Annotated in this window: 16 protein-coding genes; 9 read left to right on the top strand and 7 right to left on the bottom strand. The window is 73.0% G+C overall.

Going from position 1 to position 16,797, the window contains the following annotated elements:
• Positions 1–33 precede the first annotated feature (33 nt).
• Complete coding sequence (locus Plo01_RS31740) at positions 34–1,548, bottom strand: alpha/beta hydrolase (protein WP_239317463.1); 1,515 nt, start codon at positions 1,546–1,548, stop codon at positions 34–36.
• A 361-nt stretch (positions 1,549–1,909) separates the two neighbouring features.
• Between Plo01_RS31740 and Plo01_RS31735 the strand changes: the two genes are divergently transcribed.
• The 5 genes from Plo01_RS31735 (at position 1,910) to Plo01_RS31715 (ending at position 6,925) form a co-directional block, all read left to right on the top strand.
• Positions 1,910–3,199 (top strand): sensor histidine kinase, encoded by a 1,290-nt coding sequence (locus Plo01_RS31735; RefSeq protein ID WP_239317460.1) that lies wholly within the window; start codon positions 1,910–1,912, stop codon positions 3,197–3,199.
• Positions 3,196–3,855, top strand: coding sequence for a response regulator (locus Plo01_RS31730; protein WP_203894427.1), 660 nt, complete (start codon positions 3,196–3,198; stop codon positions 3,853–3,855). The genes Plo01_RS31735 and Plo01_RS31730 overlap by 4 nt, the downstream gene beginning before the upstream one ends.
• Before the next feature lie 166 nt (positions 3,856–4,021).
• A complete protein-coding gene (locus Plo01_RS31725; protein WP_239317458.1) occupies positions 4,022–5,419 on the top strand; it encodes an MBL fold metallo-hydrolase in 1,398 nt (465 codons plus the stop codon).
• A 172-nt stretch (positions 5,420–5,591) separates the two neighbouring features.
• Complete coding sequence (locus Plo01_RS31720; RefSeq protein WP_203894425.1) at positions 5,592–6,137, top strand: DUF2243 domain-containing protein; 546 nt, start codon at positions 5,592–5,594, stop codon at positions 6,135–6,137.
• Positions 6,134–6,925 carry a cytochrome c oxidase assembly protein gene (locus Plo01_RS31715; RefSeq protein ID WP_203894424.1) on the top strand — a complete coding sequence of 264 codons (792 nt, stop codon included), beginning with the start codon at positions 6,134–6,136 and terminating at the stop codon, positions 6,923–6,925. The genes Plo01_RS31720 and Plo01_RS31715 overlap by 4 nt, the downstream gene beginning before the upstream one ends.
• Before the next feature lie 4 nt (positions 6,926–6,929).
• Here Plo01_RS31715 and Plo01_RS31710 read toward each other — a convergent pair whose 3' ends face one another.
• Positions 6,930–7,397 carry a MarR family winged helix-turn-helix transcriptional regulator gene (locus Plo01_RS31710; RefSeq protein ID WP_203894423.1) on the bottom strand — a complete coding sequence of 156 codons (468 nt, stop codon included), beginning with the start codon at positions 7,395–7,397 and terminating at the stop codon, positions 6,930–6,932.
• A gap of 149 nt (positions 7,398–7,546) precedes the next feature.
• Between Plo01_RS31710 and Plo01_RS31705 the strand changes: the two genes are divergently transcribed.
• Complete coding sequence (locus tag Plo01_RS31705) at positions 7,547–8,311, top strand: pirin family protein (RefSeq protein WP_203894422.1); 765 nt, start codon at positions 7,547–7,549, stop codon at positions 8,309–8,311.
• Positions 8,312–8,457: 146 nt separating this feature from the next.
• Here the strand turns inward: Plo01_RS31705 and Plo01_RS31700 are convergent, their stop codons facing one another.
• Together Plo01_RS31700 and Plo01_RS31695 are read right to left on the bottom strand one after the other, a co-directional pair.
• Positions 8,458–8,631, bottom strand: a complete 174-nt coding sequence (locus Plo01_RS31700; RefSeq protein ID WP_203894421.1) for a hypothetical protein — start codon at positions 8,629–8,631, stop codon at positions 8,458–8,460.
• Between the two features lie 8 nt (positions 8,632–8,639).
• On the bottom strand, positions 8,640–9,392 hold the full coding sequence (locus tag Plo01_RS31695; protein ID WP_203894420.1) for a Clp protease N-terminal domain-containing protein: 753 nt from the start codon (positions 9,390–9,392) through the stop codon (positions 8,640–8,642).
• A gap of 443 nt (positions 9,393–9,835) precedes the next feature.
• Here Plo01_RS31695 and Plo01_RS31690 point away from each other — a divergent pair, with 443 nt between their 5' ends.
• Both Plo01_RS31690 and Plo01_RS31685 read left to right on the top strand, forming a co-directional pair.
• On the top strand, positions 9,836–10,396 hold the full coding sequence (locus Plo01_RS31690) for a DUF1062 domain-containing protein (RefSeq protein WP_239317456.1): 561 nt from the start codon (positions 9,836–9,838) through the stop codon (positions 10,394–10,396).
• 155 nt (positions 10,397–10,551) lie between these two features.
• Positions 10,552–11,190 (top strand): class I SAM-dependent methyltransferase, encoded by a 639-nt coding sequence (locus Plo01_RS31685; protein ID WP_203894418.1) that lies wholly within the window; start codon positions 10,552–10,554, stop codon positions 11,188–11,190.
• Between the two features lie 125 nt (positions 11,191–11,315).
• Here Plo01_RS31685 and Plo01_RS31680 read toward each other — a convergent pair whose 3' ends face one another.
• Positions 11,316–11,882: a hypothetical protein gene (locus Plo01_RS31680; protein WP_203894417.1), complete on the bottom strand. Its 567-nt coding sequence runs from the start codon at positions 11,880–11,882 to the stop codon at positions 11,316–11,318.
• A gap of 504 nt (positions 11,883–12,386) precedes the next feature.
• Between Plo01_RS31680 and Plo01_RS31675 the strand changes: the two genes are divergently transcribed.
• Positions 12,387–12,911, top strand: coding sequence for a hypothetical protein (locus tag Plo01_RS31675; protein WP_203894416.1), 525 nt, complete (start codon positions 12,387–12,389; stop codon positions 12,909–12,911).
• 109 nt (positions 12,912–13,020) lie between these two features.
• On the opposite strand, the gene Plo01_RS31670 is transcribed toward Plo01_RS31675, so the two are convergent.
• Entirely contained in the window at positions 13,021–15,450 is a 2,430-nt protein-coding gene (locus tag Plo01_RS31670; RefSeq protein WP_203894415.1) for a PAS domain-containing sensor histidine kinase, read from the bottom strand.
• Between the two features lie 110 nt (positions 15,451–15,560).
• The gene (locus Plo01_RS31665; protein WP_203894414.1) at positions 15,561–16,619 is read right to left on the bottom strand and encodes a YihY/virulence factor BrkB family protein; all 1,059 of its coding nucleotides are present in this window, start codon (positions 16,617–16,619) and stop codon (positions 15,561–15,563) included.
• Between the last annotated feature and the right edge of the window lie 178 nt (positions 16,620–16,797).

Below are 16,797 nucleotides of genomic sequence, written 5' to 3'. Positions count from 1 at the left end.
GCCGGCGTTGCCGCGTTCCGGGGGTTCGCGGCATCAGTTACCCTCGGCTCCGGCCGGTACACGGGCAGTGGTCTTTCCTGGTCGTTCCTTGACGGCGCCGCCGGCGTCCGGGTGGTGGACGCTGAGGTCGCCGTAGGCCGACAGGACGCCGGCCAGGTCACCGGGCTCGTGACGCAGGGTGGCGTCCAGGAAGGCGAGAGTGGTCGCGGCGACGACGTGCGGGCTGCCGGCGCGGCCCAGGGAGCCGGCTATCGAGGGCACAGGCGGCAGGTACAGGGGGCCGTCCATGAAGGTGAGGTGTGCGGCGCCGGGGATGGTGAGCCGGTAGTTCGTCGCGGTGCCGAGCTCGAGGACCTCGGTGAGGCGGGGTAGGTAGCGCGGGTCGGTTCCGGGGGTGACGGCCTGGGTGAGCGCGAGCGTCGGCTGGCGGAGGGAGGGGGAGACGGGGCCGTGGGGGTAGCCGTCCAGATCGATGGCGGCGTCGACCCGGCGGTCCTGCCGGGCCGCCTGCAGAGCGGCGGCGCCGCCCATGGAGTGGCCGGTGACCGCGACCCGATCGGTGTCCAGGCGCCCGGTCAGCGGGCCGGTGATCTCCCCCCGGCCCAGACGGTCCAGCTGGGTGAGGACGAAGCTGAGGTCGGCGGCCCGGACAGCCGTCCAGCCGGCCGCCAGCTCGGCGTCCTCGTCCCGGTCTCCGGTGGAGGCGATCGTGGCGTGAATCGTCCGGCCGTCGGCGAGGACGACGGCGGCGGAGTCGTACGGGTGGTCGAGCGCGGCGACCGCGTAGCCGTGGCTGGCCAGCTCCTCCGCCCAGGCCGTGTTCTGGGTGCGCACTCCGCCCGACCCGGGAGAGAACAGCACGATCGGGAACCGTTCGTCCCCAGCGGCCACCGGGGCGTCGAAGACCGAATGGGTGCGGGCACGCGGGACGCCGTCGACCAGGAAGCCGGGCAGGCCGACCCCGCGGGCCAGGGCGCCGGAAACGGTGCGCGCCTCGCGCTCCGCGCGTCCGAGGTACTGGGCGCGCCGCGCGCCTGCGGGGCTCTTCCGCGCGGGATACCAGAGCTGGACCACGACCGTGCGCCGGTCGTGCGGATCGGCGGTGAAGCTCTCGGGGCGGTGGGGGTCGGTCCACTGCACCACGTGGGCGCCGACCGCGAAACGGCCCGACGGCTCGGGGAACACGGGCACGGGGAAGGCCCAGGCGGCCACCGGGCCCGTGGCGATCAGGCCGACGCAGGCCGCCGACCCCGGCAACGCCAGCCACCATCGGGCCCGCCACGCCGGCCGGCCGGCACGGCGCCGCAGCAGAGGAGAGAAGGCGAACGGCGACGCGACGGCGGCGCCTGCCAGTACCGGCAGCATCTGCCAGCGGATCCCCACCGCGCTCAGCGCGATCGCGGACGGCACGAGAACCGCCGCCGCCGCGATCGTGACGCGCGGGCGGGCGACGGGGGGAAACCAGCGCGCCGCCACCAGCGCGACGGCCCCCAGCAGGACGAGGAATTCCAGAGGGGACAGGTGCAGTCCCGCGATGATCTCGGTCACCCGGCCATCCTCGGGGCGGGGCGCGCGATGCCGCATCGTTCCCGGAGCTCCACCGCGTGCGACCGGAGTCGCAATCCGAGGCATGTCCCCTGTGCGACCGGAGTCGCAATCGAGCACGCCGGGTGAGCGGCCGCTTTGCGACCGCGGAAGGCAGCGGGCCTCCTCCTGCGGTCGTACCTCGGCGCGACGCGATCAGACGGTGGGCTCATGCGCTCGGCGGGCCGGTGGCCTACCGTGACAGGGCCGCGGTACACGCCGGGGAGCGCGGGGTGCGGGTTTCTCGTACCCGACCCGGCTCCGGCCGCACGCGGCACCGGCCCCGACCGGGGCCGCCATGACGCTGAATCGACAGGGACGTGTGATGACCGAGGCGGCCGCAGAGCCCGGGGATGCCCATCCGGTGCGCTACCGGGACCGCGTACGGCGGACGAGGACGGCCGTACGGCTGACGGGGTCCGCCGGCCTGGCCTCCGTGCGAGCGGCGAGAGTGGTGAGAGCCGCCCGGCGCAGGGCCCTCCGGCTGCCTCCCATGGTGGGGGACTCGCTGGTGCCGGCGCTGCTCCTGCTCACCATCATGACCACGCGCGCGCCGCGAGAGCTTCCGGTGGCCGCGGCCCTCACCGCCGCCCTCGCACTGCCGCTGATATGGCGGCGCCGGGCCCCGCTCACGGTGTTCGGCGCCGTGGCGGCCGCGGCCTTCGTCCAGTGGCTGATGGACGTCCCGCTGCCGGCGGACGTCGCCTTGCTGGTGGCTCTCTACACGGTGGCCGCGAACTCGGACCGGCGCGGCACGTTCGCCGCCGCTGCCGTCGTGGAGGGCGGGGCCCTGCTGGCCTGCCTGCGCTGGACGACGGAAGGCGCGTTCCTGACCCCCTTCGTCGCGGTGACCGCGATGGTCGTCGCCGCCGCCGTCCTGGGGGTGAACGCGCGGACCACGCGCGCCTACCTCGCGGCCCTGGAGGAACGGGCCGCGCGCCTGGAGCAGCAGCAGGACCAGCAGGCGCGGCTGGCCGTCGCCGAGGAGAGGACGCGTATCGCCCGGGAGATGCACGACATCGTCACCCACAACCTGTCCGTCATGGTCGCGCTCACCGACGCCGCCGTCTACGCGCAGCACCGGTCGCCCGACAAGGCCACCGCCGCGATGCTCCAGATCTCCGAGACGGGCCGGCAGGCCCTGACCGACATGCGGCGTTCGCTGGGCATCCTGCGGACCGACGAACCGGACGCGGAGCGCCACCCGTTGCCCGGCATCGCACAGCTGGAGACCCTCGCCGACCAGATGAGCGCCGCCGGGCTGCCGACCCGCGTCGAGGTCGAGGGCGGCCACACCCACGTGCCCGCCACCGCGCAGCTGACCGTCTACCGCCTGGTGCAGGAAGCCCTGACCAACACCCTCAAGCACACACCCGCCGGCACACACGCGAAGGTCCGGATCCAGTGCTCGGCTGAGACCGTCACCGTGGACGTCACCGACAGCGGCCCGTGCCCGCCGCTTCCCGGCGTCACACCGTCCGGTCACGGCATCCCCGGCATGCGCGAGCGCTCGGCCGCCTACGGGGGGACGTTGCGGGCCGGACCGCTTCCGGGCGGCGGCTGGGGAGTCCACACCCGGCTCTTCCTCGGCAGCGGCGGAGCGGCGTCCGCATGACGATCCGCATCCTGATCGCCGACGACGAAGCGCTGCTCCGGATGGCCTTCGGCACGGTTCTGGAGGCCCAGCCCGACATGGCGCCGGTCGGCGAAGCCGCGGACGGCGCCCAGGCCGTACGCCTCGCCCGGGAGCTGCGCCCCGATGTCGTCCTCATGGACGTCCGGATGCCCGGGACCGACGGGATCGAGGCGACCCGGCAGCTCATCCGGGTCTCCCCGCAGAGCAGAGTGCTGATCCTCACCACCTTCGACCTGGACGAATACGCCTTCGCCGGGCTCCACGCCGGAGCCTCGGGCTTCCTGCTGAAAAACGCCAGGCCCGAGGAACTGCTCACCGCGATACGCAACGTGGCCGCGGGCGACGCGGTGCTCTCCCCGCGGATCACCCGCCGCCTGCTGGAGGACTTCCGCCCGTACATCCCCGGCGGCGGCTCCGACCGCGACGAGCGGCTGAGCCGGCTCAGCGCCCGTGAGCGCGAGGTGCTCGTCCAGGTGGGCCGTGGCCTGTCCAACACCGAGATCGCGTCCGCCCTGTACCTCGCGGAGGCGACCGTGAAGTCCCATCTGGGACGGATCCTACAAAAGCTCGAACTCCGCGACCGGATACAGGCCGTGATCTTCGCCTACGAAAGCCGCCTCATCCGCCCGGAATGACGCGGCCGCCCTCCGAGGTCATCTCATGATGCCTTCCGGATTTGTCCCGGCGATCTCCGTCTTCGCCCGGACGGAAAGACGTCAACCTGTCTCGCGCGCAGCTCCGGGGGCATACGCGGAGTGGAGCAATCCGGCGACCGGCCGACGAGCGAAAGCAGCAATGACGATGACGACGATCCACGTCGAGGTGGTGGAGACCTCCTCCCTGGGCGACCGCAGCTACCTGGCCCACGACGGGCGGGTGGCGCTGGCGGTCGATCCGCAGCGCGACATCGACCGGATCCTGGCCCTGGCCGGCCGGCTCGGGGTGCGCGTCACCCACGTGGCCGAGACCCACCTGCACAACGACTACGTCTCCGGCGGCCTGGCCCTGGCCAGGGTCACCGGCGCGGCCTACCTGGTGGCCGGCGCCGACGCGGTGGACTTCGAGCGGCTGGCGGTGGCCGGCGGCGACGAGATCGCCGTCTCGGAGAGCATGCGGATCGCGGTGGTGGCCACCCCGGGCCACACCTTCCACCACCTGTCCTACGTCCTGTCCGGCCCCGGCGGCCCGCAAGGGGTGTTCACCGGCGGCTCGCTGCTGTTCGGCACCACCGGCCGCACCGACCTGCTCGGCGAGCAGCACGCCCGCACCCTGGCCCACCGCCAGCACGCCTCGGCCCGCCGCCTGGCCGACCTCCTTCCCGACGGCGCCCAGATCTGGCCCACCCACGGCTTCGGCAGCTTCTGCTCGGCCACCCAGTCCGACGCCGCGGCCTCCACCATCGGCCGCGAGAAGCAGGCCAACCCCGTGCTGCGGCTGGAAGCCGACGCCTTCGTCACCCGGACCCTGGCCGGGCTGGACGCCTATCCGGCCTACTACGCCCACATGGGCGCGCGCAACAGCGCCGGGGCCGGACTGATCGACCTGACCCCGGCGCAGCCGGCCGACGCCGAGCAGTTGCGGGAGCGCATCGCGGCCGGCGAGTGGGTGGTGGACCTGCGCTCCCGCAAGGCCTTCGCCGCCCGCCACCTGACCGGCACCGTCAGCTTCGGCCTGGACGGGCCGATGGCCACCTGGCTGGCCTGGCTGGCCCCCTGGGGCGCGCCCATCACCCTGCTCGGCCACGACCCCGAGCAGATCGCCGCCGCCCAGCGCGAGCTGGCCCGCATCGGCATCGACCGCCCGGCCGCGACCGCGACCGGCACCCCCCACGACTGGGCCGGCGGCGAGCAGACCCGCCTGACCACGCTGGCCACGGCCACCTTCGCCGACCTGGCCGCCGCCCGCGCCGGCCGCATCCCACGCCATCTGCCCGCCCCCGACATCGTGCTGGACGTGCGCATGAGCGGCGAGTGGCGGGCCGGGCACATCGAGGGCGCGACGCACATCCCGCTGCCCGAGCTGCCCGCCCGCCTGGCCGAGATACCCGGCGGAACCGTGTGGGTGCACTGCGGCTCCGGCTACCGGGCCGCGGCCGCCGCCGGCCTGCTGACCCGCGCCGGACGGCGCGCGGTGCACATCGACGACGCCTACGCCGGCGCCGCCGCCGCCGGCCTGGCCATCGCCGGCTCCGGGAACTGACCTCCGGGGCCGGGACGCCCGGGACGACGGCCGGTCCCCGGCTTCCGGACCGGCAGGACGACCGCCGCCGGCCGTACGGCGGACGATTGATCGAGCCGGTCGTACGGCGGGCGATTGATCGGGCTCTCCCGGGTAGGCGACAGGGATACCAGCGTTCGCACCGGGAGGCTCCATGGCCACCGCACGCCCGACCGTCACGCTGCCCGGCATCGTCCTGGGAGCCGGCCTCGGCGGGTTCCTCGACGGCATCCTGCTCCACCAGATACTGCAGTGGCATCACATGCTGACCAGCACCGACACCGACAACATCGGGGTGGCCCACTATCCGGCCACCACCGTGCACGGCCTGCGGATCAACACCCTGTGGGACGGGCTGTTCCACACCTTCACCTGGCTGGCGGTGCTGACCGGGCTGGCGCTGCTGTACTCCCGGGTCACCCGCGCCCGCGGCCGCCTGTGGACCTCCCGGGCGCTGTGGGGCTGGGTGCTGGTCGGCTGGGGGCTGTTCAACCTGGTCGAAGGCGTCGTCGACCATCACCTGCTGGGCATCCACCACGTGCGCACCGGCCCCGGCCAGCTCTGGTGGGACCTGGGCTTCCTGGCGCTGGGCGCGCTGCTGGTGGCCGGGGGCTGGCTGCTGCAGCGCGGCGCCCGCCCCGTGACCGCCGAGCCGGCCGAGCCGGCCGAGCCTGACACGGCGGCGCGCCGACCGTCATGACCTCTCCGCACGCGCACGCCGGGCCGGACGCGCTGCCGGCGCTCCTCCTCGCCCTGCCGGCCGCCGGGTACCTGCTCACCGCCGCCCGGCGCCGCGCCGCCGGGCGACCGTGGAGTCGCCGGCGCGAGGCGGCCTTCCTGACCGGCTGCGCCCTGCTCGCCCTGGCCCTGGGGAACGCGCTGCCCTTCGGCGAGGGCGACTTCCGCGGGCACATGCTGCAGCATCTGCTGATCGGCATGCTGGCGCCGCTCGCCCTGGTGCTGGCCGCGCCGCTCACTCTGGTGCTCGGCGCGCTCCCGCCGCGCCGGGGCCGGCGTCTCGGCCGCCTGCTGCGCAGCCGTACGGCCCGCCTGCTCGCCCACCCGGTCACCGCCCTGCTGCTCACCCTGGGCGGGCTGGCCGCGCTGTACTGCACTCCCCTGTACGGCCTCGCCGCCGCCACCCCGTGGATCCACCACTTGGTGCACGCGCACTTCCTGCTCTCCGGCTACCTGTTCGCCTGGGCGATCGCCGGTCCGGACCCGGCCCCGCACCGGCCGTCGGTCCCGGCCCGCCTGGTCGTGCTCGGGGTGGCCGTCGCCGGCCACGCCGCGCTGTCGCAGCTGATGTACGCCGGGGTCCTGGTCTCCCTGGACGTCCCGGCCGCGCAACGCCGGGGCGGCGCCGAGCTGATGTACTACGGCGGCGACATCGCCGAGCTCCTGCTCGCCCTGGCGCTGCTGGTCACCTGGCGGCCCCGGAGGCCCGCGCCGGCCCGGGCCCCGCTCGGCGGATCCGCGGCCGGCTGACGTCTCATTCGCCGTCGGCGGCGTCGAGCCGGGCCAGGACCTGGGTGGACAGCCGCCGCAGCGCGTCGACCTGGCCGGGGTCGAGGATGTCGAAGAACAGGCTTCGGACGGTCTCGACGTGGCCGGGGGCGGCGGCAGTGATCGCCTCCCGGCCGGTCGCGGTGAGCGAGACGAAGGCGCCGCGGCCGTCGTCGGCGCACTCTTGGCGCTCGACCAGGCCGCGGCGCTGCATCCGGCTCAGGTGGTGCGAGAGGCGGCTCTGCTCCCAGTCGAGCGCGCGTTGCAGCTCGTAGGGGCGCAGCCGGCCCTCGGGCGCGTCGGTGAGGTGGACCAGCACGTCGTAGTCTGCCAGGGAGAGGCCCGAGGCCGTCTGCAGCTGGCGGTTCAGCGCGGCGCTCAGCCGTCCCTGCATGCGCAGGTAGGCCCGCCAGGCGCGCTGCTGGTCGTCGTCGAGCCAGCGAGGGGTGGTCATGCCTCCACCCTACCCAAAAGTGCATGACACATCATTAATATTTCGGAATGAACGACGCACCGTGGAGGTTGAGGCAGATACATGATGCATCATCTTCTATCGTCGGCGGCGCCGGAAGCGGCCCGCCCCCCACGGGAAGGACCTCCGCCATGCACACCTCGCTGACCCCGCAGGTCGACGTGCGCCGCGCGAGCGAGCGCTTCACCACCGAGATCGGCTGGCTGGACTCCAAGCACTCCTTCTCCTTCGGCCACCACTACGACGACGCCAACACCCACCACGGCCTGCTGCTGGTCAACAACGACGACGTCGTGCGCCCCGGGTTCGGCTTCGACACCCACCCGCACCGGGACATGGAGATCGTCACCTGGGTGCTGCAGGGCTCCCTGGTGCACCAGGACTCCGAAGGGCACAACGGCATCATCTACCCCGGATTGGCCCAGCGCATGAGCGCCGGAAGCGGCATTCTGCACTCGGAGAAGAACGACTCCTGGCGCCTGGCCGGGGCCGTCCACGACGAGCCGGTGCATTTCGTGCAGATGTGGGTGGTGCCCGACGAGCCCGGCATCACCCCGGGCTACGAGCAGCTGGAGATCGACGCCGAGCTGCTCGGCGGCGGCCTGGTGCCGGTCGCCTCCGGCATGGACAAGCACGACGGCGCCGCGGCCATCCGCATCAAGAACCGCTACGCCGCGCTGCACGCCGCCCGCCTGCGGCCCGGCCGGCACGTCGAGCTGCCCGAGGCGCCGTTCGTGCACCTGTTCGTGCCGCGCGGCGCCGTCGAGCTCGAAGGCGCCGGACGGCTGGAGACCGGCGACGCGGTGCGCTTCACCGCCACGGGCGGGCAGAAGGTGACCGCGACCGAGCCGGCCGAGATCCTGGTGTGGGAGATGCACGCCTCCCTCGCCGCCTGACCCGCGGAGCCGCGCGAACCGCCGGCCGTACGCCTCGCGCCCGGCGGAGACGACCTGGCGTCCATTGCGACGATCACGCAGTTCCCGTACGCCTCGCGCGTCCGGCGGAGATCCTCGTCATCGGCCCCGGCGGCCGGACGCCGGGGTCATCGCGCCTCCAGCAGGAGCGGCAGCAACAGCAGCAGCCACACGACCGCCGTCGCGGCCAGCCTGAGGATGACGCGGACGGCACGCCCGGCGGCCGGCGGCCGCCGGAGTCCCTCGCGACCGGAGGCTCCCGGCCGGTCGCCGAGGTCGTCGGGGTGGATTCGCGCCCGCACGGCCGTACTCACCGCTCGGGGGAATCGGGACCGATACGCCGCTCCAGGCGTTCGAGCCGCGCGACGAGCGGTTCCAGCTGCCGGCTCACGGCCGTGGCCAGCGCCTGCGCGGGATCGGCCGCGGCGGCGGGGGTCTGGGCGCGCAGGTGCACGTAGCCGGCCAGGGCGGCCGTCACGGCCCGCCGGGTCAGCCGGGGCTCGGCTCCCAGCGCCCGCAGCACCTTCCCGGCGACGCCGTCGGGCTCGGCGACCAGGCCGAGCAGCAGATGCTCGCAGCCCACGTAGTTGTGCCCCAGCGCGGTCGCCTCGGTCACCGCCAGCTCGAGCACGCCGGCGGCCGGGCCGCTGAAGTGCGTGGAGGAGCCCTCCTCGGCTCCCCCCTCCTCGGGATCCGTCTGCCGTTCCACGTCACGTCGCGCCTGGGCGGGATCGATCTCTATCGCCCGGAGCACGTGCAGCGCCAGGTTCTGCCCCTCGGCCACCATGCCGGTGAGCAGGTGCCCGGTCCCGACGTTCGGCGCGGCGTCGGCGCCCGCCCGGTCGATCGCCATCTTGACGACGGCGCGGGCGCGGGCGGTGAAGTGGGGCAGGCGTTCGCCCAGATCGCCGGCCTCCAGCTCGCCCAGGGCGGTCTGCCTGATGGCGGTGATCCGGCGCACCGCCTGCTCCAGCGCGCGCTGGCAGACCGCCGACACGGGCACGCCGACGTTCTTGACCGCTTCCGCCAGCTCGTCGGGCAGATACACATTGATCTTCGGCATGGCGCCCTCCGCCTCTCAACAGGGTTATCCGAGGGGGTACATAGTAGGTATAACCCTATCGGGGTTATCTGTCCAGAGAAAGTAACCCCACTTACGAAAGATCTGGCTCGTCAGGAGACGGCGGTTCCGAAGGGGCCGGGGACCGCGCGGATAAATCGATTGCGGCCCGGCGGGCGATCACATAACTTGCGGTCGGCATAGCCGAATCTGTCGAGCCCGTCGTGAGGACCCCGCGTGACCCCGCCTGCTCTCTCCGCCTGACGCCTTTCCCGTAGCGCTTCGTCGCCGACCCCGCCGGTGCGCCGGGCCGTCCCGGCCCGCCCCGCCGAGGCCGTCGGCTCCGCCGGCATTCCCCGGCTTCTCAGCGTTCCAGGCCGTGTGACGACGGCCTTTCGTCAGGTCTTAGAGAGATCATGTCCTCACAACCCCATACAGATCATTCCGTGCTGTCCTGGACGGTGCGCCGCACCCGCCTGCCGCTGCTCTCCTTGCGCTGCCTGGAGTGCCGATCGGAGACGGCCACCGCCGCGGAGGGCTCGTTCCGGGTCAACGCCAACGGCAAGCTCCTCGACGTGTGGCTGCTCGTCCGCTGCGTCTCCTGCGACGAGACCTCGAAGATCACGGTGCACGAGCGGGTCCCGGTCCGCTCCCTCGATCCGGTCCGGCTGCGCGCGTTCGAGAACAACGATCCGGCGCTCGTCGCCCGGGCGCTCCTGGACCCGTCGATCGCCCGGCGCAACCGGTTCGCCCTCGACTGGACGGGCGCGTGGCGGCTGGACACGCCGCCGGATCCGCTCGCGGACACGAGCTGGCCGGTCCGGGTGGAGGTCGGCTTCCTCGATCCCGTGCCCGTCCGTCCCGAGCAGCTGATCGCCTGCGGCCTCGGCATCAGCCGGGGCGAGACCGGCCGCCGGGTCAAGTGCGACATCCCGCTCAACCGCAGGACGAGCACGGGGTTCACCTTCGTCGTCCTTCCCGACGCCGGCCCGGAGACCGGCCGGTGAACCGCCCGGATCGGCGCCGCCGCCCGCGGGGGCCGCCTCCGCGAGGCCGGGCGGGCCGGATGACGGGATCGCGCCGCCGGGTCGTCTCGTCCCGGCGGCCGGTCGCGCGACAATTGCCTGTGGACCGTCCTCGCCGAGGCCGTATGGGAGGCGCGATGAACTCCACTCCGCACGACGAGCGGCTGCGTCGCTTCTGGGACAGGGCCGCTGTCTCCTACGACCGGCAGATGGCCTTCTGGGACCGGGTGCTGTTCGGTGACACCCGGTCCTGGGTCTGCGGGCGGGCCCGCGGCGACACGCTCGAGGTCGCCGTGGGCACCGGCATCAACCTCCCCCTCTACCCCGGCGGCGTACGGCTGACCGGCGTCGAGTGGAGCCCCGCGATGCTCGCCCGGGCGCGGCTCCGCGCCGCCGGCCTCGGCCTCGACGCCGATCTGCGCGAAGGGGACGCCCGGGCGCTCGAGTTCGGCGACGCCGTCTTCGACACGGTCGTGTGCACCTTCTCCCTGTGCGCGATCCCCGACCACCGGCTGGCGATCGCGGAGATGGTCCGGGTGCTCCGCCCCGGCGGAGTCCTGCTGCTCGCCGACCACGTGGCCGGGGCGTCCCGGCCGGTGCGCGCGGCGCAACGGCTGCTGGAGACGGTGACGGTGCCGATGGCGGGCGAGCACTACCTGCGCCGCCCCCTCGACCATCTCGCCGGCCACGGCCTGTCCGTCGAGCTCCGCGACCGCTTCAAACTGGGCGTCGTGGAGCGGCTGGCCGCCCGGAAACCGGCCACGACGGCCGGCTGAGCCTGCGGGGGCGGACCAAGTACGCCGGACGGGGCCAACGGCCGGCGTGACGCGGCTGTGACGTCCGTCAGACGTCCCTGACGCGATCGACGCACTCTCGTGCCGATGTGCGAGTGCTGCCGGTGCTAGACCTGGTCGAGGTACATCGGTGCCGGCTCTCCGTACTGCACCCGTCGGACAGCACCGGGCAGGGCTTTGGCCAGAGCCTGGGACGCCTCGACGGAACATCCGACGGTGAACTCGATCTCCTCGTCGACCTCGCAGGCCAGGCACCAGGCTTGATCTTCGGGCCACACGAGGTGGGGGTCTTGATAGACCCGCGCAGAGCCGTACCAGGCGAGGGCGGGCGCCTCGCTCAGTACGTCGACAGGGCCGGTGAACAGCAGCATCTCTCGATTCGGAATGTCCACCCGCGGCGCTTCGGGAGCCGGCGGGTCTCCGCCCCAGCCCTCCCAGACCGCCGCGTATCCGCTGGAAGGCGTGGCCGTGCATGTCGCGAGAGTCGCCAGTGCCACGCGAACGGCGCGATCTTCTCCCTGTGAGTCGACACCCTCCACCCCATGGCCAAAGGCGATACGCACGTACACCTCGAAGCCCGGTGGGCCGTAGCGAACAAGATCCCACCACTCGACATCAGCCCGGAGCAGCCATCGAGCCGCGTCGGCATTCGGAGCGGGTCGCACCTGGGTCATGTCCTCAGTCTGTCGCAACCGCAGGCGGTAACCGAGACGGGCTTGAGCAGCGATCGAACGGCCAGTGACGCTTATGCCCACTGCCGTTGTCCCTTTCCGGCGTACCTGGTCTGCCGCCTGCCTGGCCCGCACCAGCCACACCCTGGCCCACGCACTGCGCAGCCACCTGTCCGCCTGGCGCCTGGCCGCCTCCGTCGACGACCCAACCGTGCCCCTGACCGACCTGATCCCCCAGGCGCTGGGCTGGGCCGAGCGGGAGGCCGGAGTGGTGCTGTGGCTGGATGCCATCGGCACCGACCGGCGTCGTCGTGGTACGCCTGCCTGGCCGACTGAGCGGGCAGTCGATGCGGTTGGGCAGGGTTTCGGGACTTTCGGGACACCCCTACGCGCGGGCGTGCAAGCTTGTCGACGATTCCGATGTGTCCCGCAACGCACTCTGGCCGGGAGTCTGCAACATTATTTGGCCATGTACGTCACGGTCAGCGACGGGTGGGGTGTTCACGAATGACCGCTGACCTACGGGAAGTGGCGTCGCCAGAGATCGCTTCCAGACGATCATTGATCGATTCCCCCTCCTGCCGTGATGACGATCGGATGGACCGCTCTCGGACGGCTGCTCACTTCGACGACCGGGCTTTGCTGCGGCCGCATGGGCTGATCGGCTCCTCCGCGATGCAGGCGGGGTTTCCAGTGCTCGCCGGGGTGTTTCGCGCGTGCGCTACTGAATTCGGCGTGAATCTAGCCGATCCGATGGCCGAGCTCGGCACCGAGCAGCGCTGCGCGCAGGCGTTGGTTCGTGCCGGCTTCACCGACGTGCGGATGGCAGCGGAGAGCGTGAGGCTGCCCCGTACGGATGAGGCCCAACTGTGGCGACTGCTGAGCAGAAGTCCGCACTATCCCGGGCTGCGCACCCTTGGCTCGGGCGAGCCGGCTGGTCTGGAAGCCCGGTTCACCTTCGAGGCGCGCCGAGCCGTTGACCGGGATGCGGTCGCCGCCCTGACCGCGCCGGTCGTCTATGCCTTCGGATAGCAGTTCCATCAGCCCTCTCCGGCGTGCTTGGTCTGCTCCCTCCGGACGCCGTGGCCGGAACCCCGGGGCTCGCGGCCCCGGGAACCGGGCGGTGACGGCCCCGGCCGGTTCAGGAGGGATCGGCCACGGTGAGGGGGAACCGGACGGTGACCACGGTGCCGCCGCCTTCCCGCGGGCCGGCGGCGATCGTGCCGCCGTGGGCTTCGACGATGGCCTTGGTGATGGCCAGGCCCAGGCCGGTGCCCTTGATCCCGGCCGCGCGGGCGGTGGACGCGCGGAAGAACCGGGAGAACAGCTGGCCGTACTGTTCCGGCGGGATGCCGATGCCGGTGTCGGCGACCGTGACGACCGCGCTCTGGCCGTCCGGGTCGCCGGTGCCCGGGTCGCCGCCGCGGGGCCCGGCGGTGATGGTGACGGCTCCGCCGTCGGGGGTGTACTTGATCGCGTTCGACAGCAGGTTGTCCAGCACCTGGCGCAGCCGCAGCGGGTCGGCGTGCACCGGCAGGGGCGGGGCCGTCTCGACGTCGACGGTCAGGCGCTTGGCGACGGCGGCGCCGCGGTGGTCGTCGACCGCCTGGCGCACCAGCCGGGTCAGCGACACGGGGCGGGCCTCGACGGTGATCTGGCCGGTGTCCAGGCGCGTCAGATCCAGCAGGTCGTCGACCAGGTGGAGCAGGTGCGCGCTGGTGCGGTCGATGATGTCGGCGAACTTGCGCTGGGTCTCGCTCAGGCCGGCGGTCTCCAGCAGCATCTCCACGTAGCCGCGGATCGTGCCGATGGGGTTGCGCAGCTCGTGGCTGACCAGCGCCACCAGCTCGTCCTTCATCCGGTCGCGCTCGTCGGCCAGCCGGTGGCGCTCGGTGACGTCGGTGGAGATGCCGTCGACGAAGGTCTGCTCCCCCTCCCGGCGCGGAGTGCCCCGGATCCAGATCCAGCGGGTGACGCCGTCCAGGCCGAGGACGCGGCATTCGGCCTGCGCGGGCCGCCCGGCGGTCAGCTCGTTCTGGAAGCGGGCCCACGGCTCCCGGTCGTCGGGGTGGAGCCGCTCACCGATCAGGATGCCCACGTTGACGTCGCCGGGCGGGTCGACGCCGAGCACGGCGGCGATGTTGGAGCCCCGGAACAGCGAGCGCAGCTGCCCGTCGGGGGTGATCTGCGCCGTCCAGATGTTGTCGTCGAGCTGGGAGACGACCCGGGCGAAGTGGCGGCGGCTCTCGGCCAGGTCCATGGCCAGCTCCTCGGCGCGCCGCCGTTCCAGGTGGCGGCCCACGTGCGCGCAGACGCCGTCCAGCAGGTCGACCAGCTGGTCGTCGGGCTCCTGTACGGCGTCGGCGCAGAAGATCAGCACCCCGAGGACCTGGTCGCCGCTGCGCACGGGCAGGGCGATGGTGGCGCGCAGGCCCGCGTCCAGCGCGGCCTGCTTCAGCAGGAAGGGCCGCGCCTCGGCCCTGAGATCGCGGATCCACGTCGCCTCACCGGCCTTCCACACCCCTCCGGGCAGGCCGTCGCCGCAGCGGACGCGGGCCTGCTGGTCGTCGGCGAAGGCGGAGACGTCCCGGTCGGGCCGGCTCCACCAGCTGGTGCGCACGATGCTCTGCCGGTCGGGGGCGACCTGCCAGTATTCGCCGTAGGTCCATCCCAGCGCCCGCACCACCGCGATCAGCACCCCGGTGGCGGCCTCCTCGGTGGAGGAGGCCCCGGCCAGGGCCTGGACCACCGCGTGCCGGGCCTCGTTCAGCATCTGGGCGCGGTGCTCGCGGGTGATGTCGCGTACGGCCAGCACCGCGCCCAGGCGGCGCCCGTCGCCGGTGACGATGGGCCGGGCGTTGACCAGGCAGCGCCGCGCCGCCCTGCCGGGCGGACAGATCATCAGCTGCTGGCCGTCGACGTGCTCGCCGGCCAGCGCCCGGGCCAGCGGCACCTGATCGGGGTGGAGCGGGGTGCGCCCGTCGGGGGTGAACAGGTGGTAGAGCCGCGGCCACTCCTCGCGGCGCGCCGACGGATCGGGCATGTCCCGGTAGAGCCCGCGCGCCGCCTGGTTGGTCACGGTCGCCCGGCCCTCGGCGTCGCAGGCCACCACCCCCACGTCCAGGCTGTCCAGCAGCGCCTGCAGGAAGGTGCGTTCGGCCTCCAGCTGCCGCTGGGCCTCCTGCCGGGCGCTGATGTCATGGAGGAACGCGTGCACGGCCATCTCGCCGTGAGAATCGCGGCCCGCCTGCAGGGACATCTCGACGGGGAACTCCCGGCCGGAGCGGTCGGCCACGACCAGCTCCAGCCGCTCGCCGGGCAGGACGCCGGGGCCGTGCTCGTACAGGGCGGCCAGGCCCTCCCGGTATCGGGAGCGCGACTCGGCGGGAGCGATCAGGTCGCTCACGTCGCGGCCGAGGGCCTCGTCGGCGCTCCAGCCGAACAGCCGCTCGGCCGCGGCGTTCCACGCCCGCACCGCGCCGGCGCCGTCCAGCGAGATGAACGCCTCGTGGGCCTGCTCCAGGATCGACTGCAGGACGGCGCTGTCGCCCAGCTGCGCCACCGATCCCATGAGCGTCCTCCCGCGACTTTCCGATCACGCTATTACAATAAGTGCCCAATCGACTACACTGCGCGCTCAGGGGTGGCACAGGGGATCCGGCCGGGCGCACCGGCGAAGCCCTAGCCGGCCCGCCTGCGCCGCCAGAATCTGAGGGTGGCCTGCAGCGCCGCGAGGGCCGCCGATCCCACCGCGCCCACCAGGGGCTCGCGCTCCTGCTCGGCGGTGGGACCGGGATCGGGCGCGCAGGGGGTGGAGTCCCCGGCCCGGCACGCCTCCAGCTGGGCGGCGAAGGCCAGGCCGACGAACAGGGCCGTCGAGCCCAGGAAGGACCACAGCAGCAGGGCCATCACCGCGGTGAGCGGACCGTAGGTGGCGCCGAAGGTGCCGCTGGTCTCGGTGTACAGGGCCAGCAGGAACGTGAAGCCCATCCACAGCATGAGGGCGACCAGCGCGCCGAAGGCCAGCCAGGTGTGACCGGGCTGCCTGCGGCGCGGGGAGGCGCGGAACAGCACGGAGGTCGACAGCAGCGACAGCAGGAACCCGACCGGCCACCGTGCCAGCGAGAAGGCCTGCCGCATGTCCTCGTCCCAGCGGTAGACCTCGGCCAGGGCCCGGCCGATCGCGCCGCCGCCGACCATCGCGACGAAGCTCGCCGTCATGAAGGCGCCCGCGCTCAGCGCCAGCAGCAGGGCCCGGCCGTACTTGCGGTGGAACGGGCGGTCCCGTTCGACGCCGTAGATGCGGTTGGCGCCGCGCTCGATCTGCGCCATGGCGCTGGTCAGCGAGACCAGGGCGACGATCAGCCCGAGCCACAGGGCCAGGGCGCCGTCGGTCTGGCCCGCCTGCCGGTGGCTGCCGTCGAGCACGTCCTGGACGGCCGCGACGCCGGGCCCGGGCGACAGGTAGCTCAGCGTCAGCCCCAGGACCCGGCCCAGCCGCTCCTGGCCGATCACCGAGCTCAGCCCGACCAGGGCGATGGCTCCGGGGATGATCGACAGGCAGATCTGGAAGGCCAGCGCGCGGGAGTTGGTCAGGCCGTCGCCGTAGCGGAACCGCGTGTAGGAGTCGCGGACCAGATGCCAGCCACCGTAAGCACGCAGCGTCGCCCAAGCGTGGTCGGCGGAGAGCTCTTCGCCGCTCATGCTCTGCGTCTGCGGCACCTGCGTTGCGGTTCCCATATCGATGAGAAGAATGCCGGAAAAGTCATGACATGCCTATCGAATCGCGGAATCGGTCCCGCTCGAGGAAGGCGCTGACCGCTTCCACGAACCGGCGGGGCTCGAACCGGCGGGGGTCGAACCGGCGGGGCTCGAACCGGCGGGGGTCGAACCGGCGGGGCTCGAACCGGCGGGGCTC

The organism is Planobispora longispora (genome assembly GCF_016863135.1).
Classification (GTDB): domain Bacteria; phylum Actinomycetota; class Actinomycetes; order Streptosporangiales; family Streptosporangiaceae; genus Planobispora; species Planobispora longispora.
The sequence above is the reverse complement of the archived record's forward strand: the minus strand, read 5'-3'. Positions and strand labels throughout refer to the sequence as shown.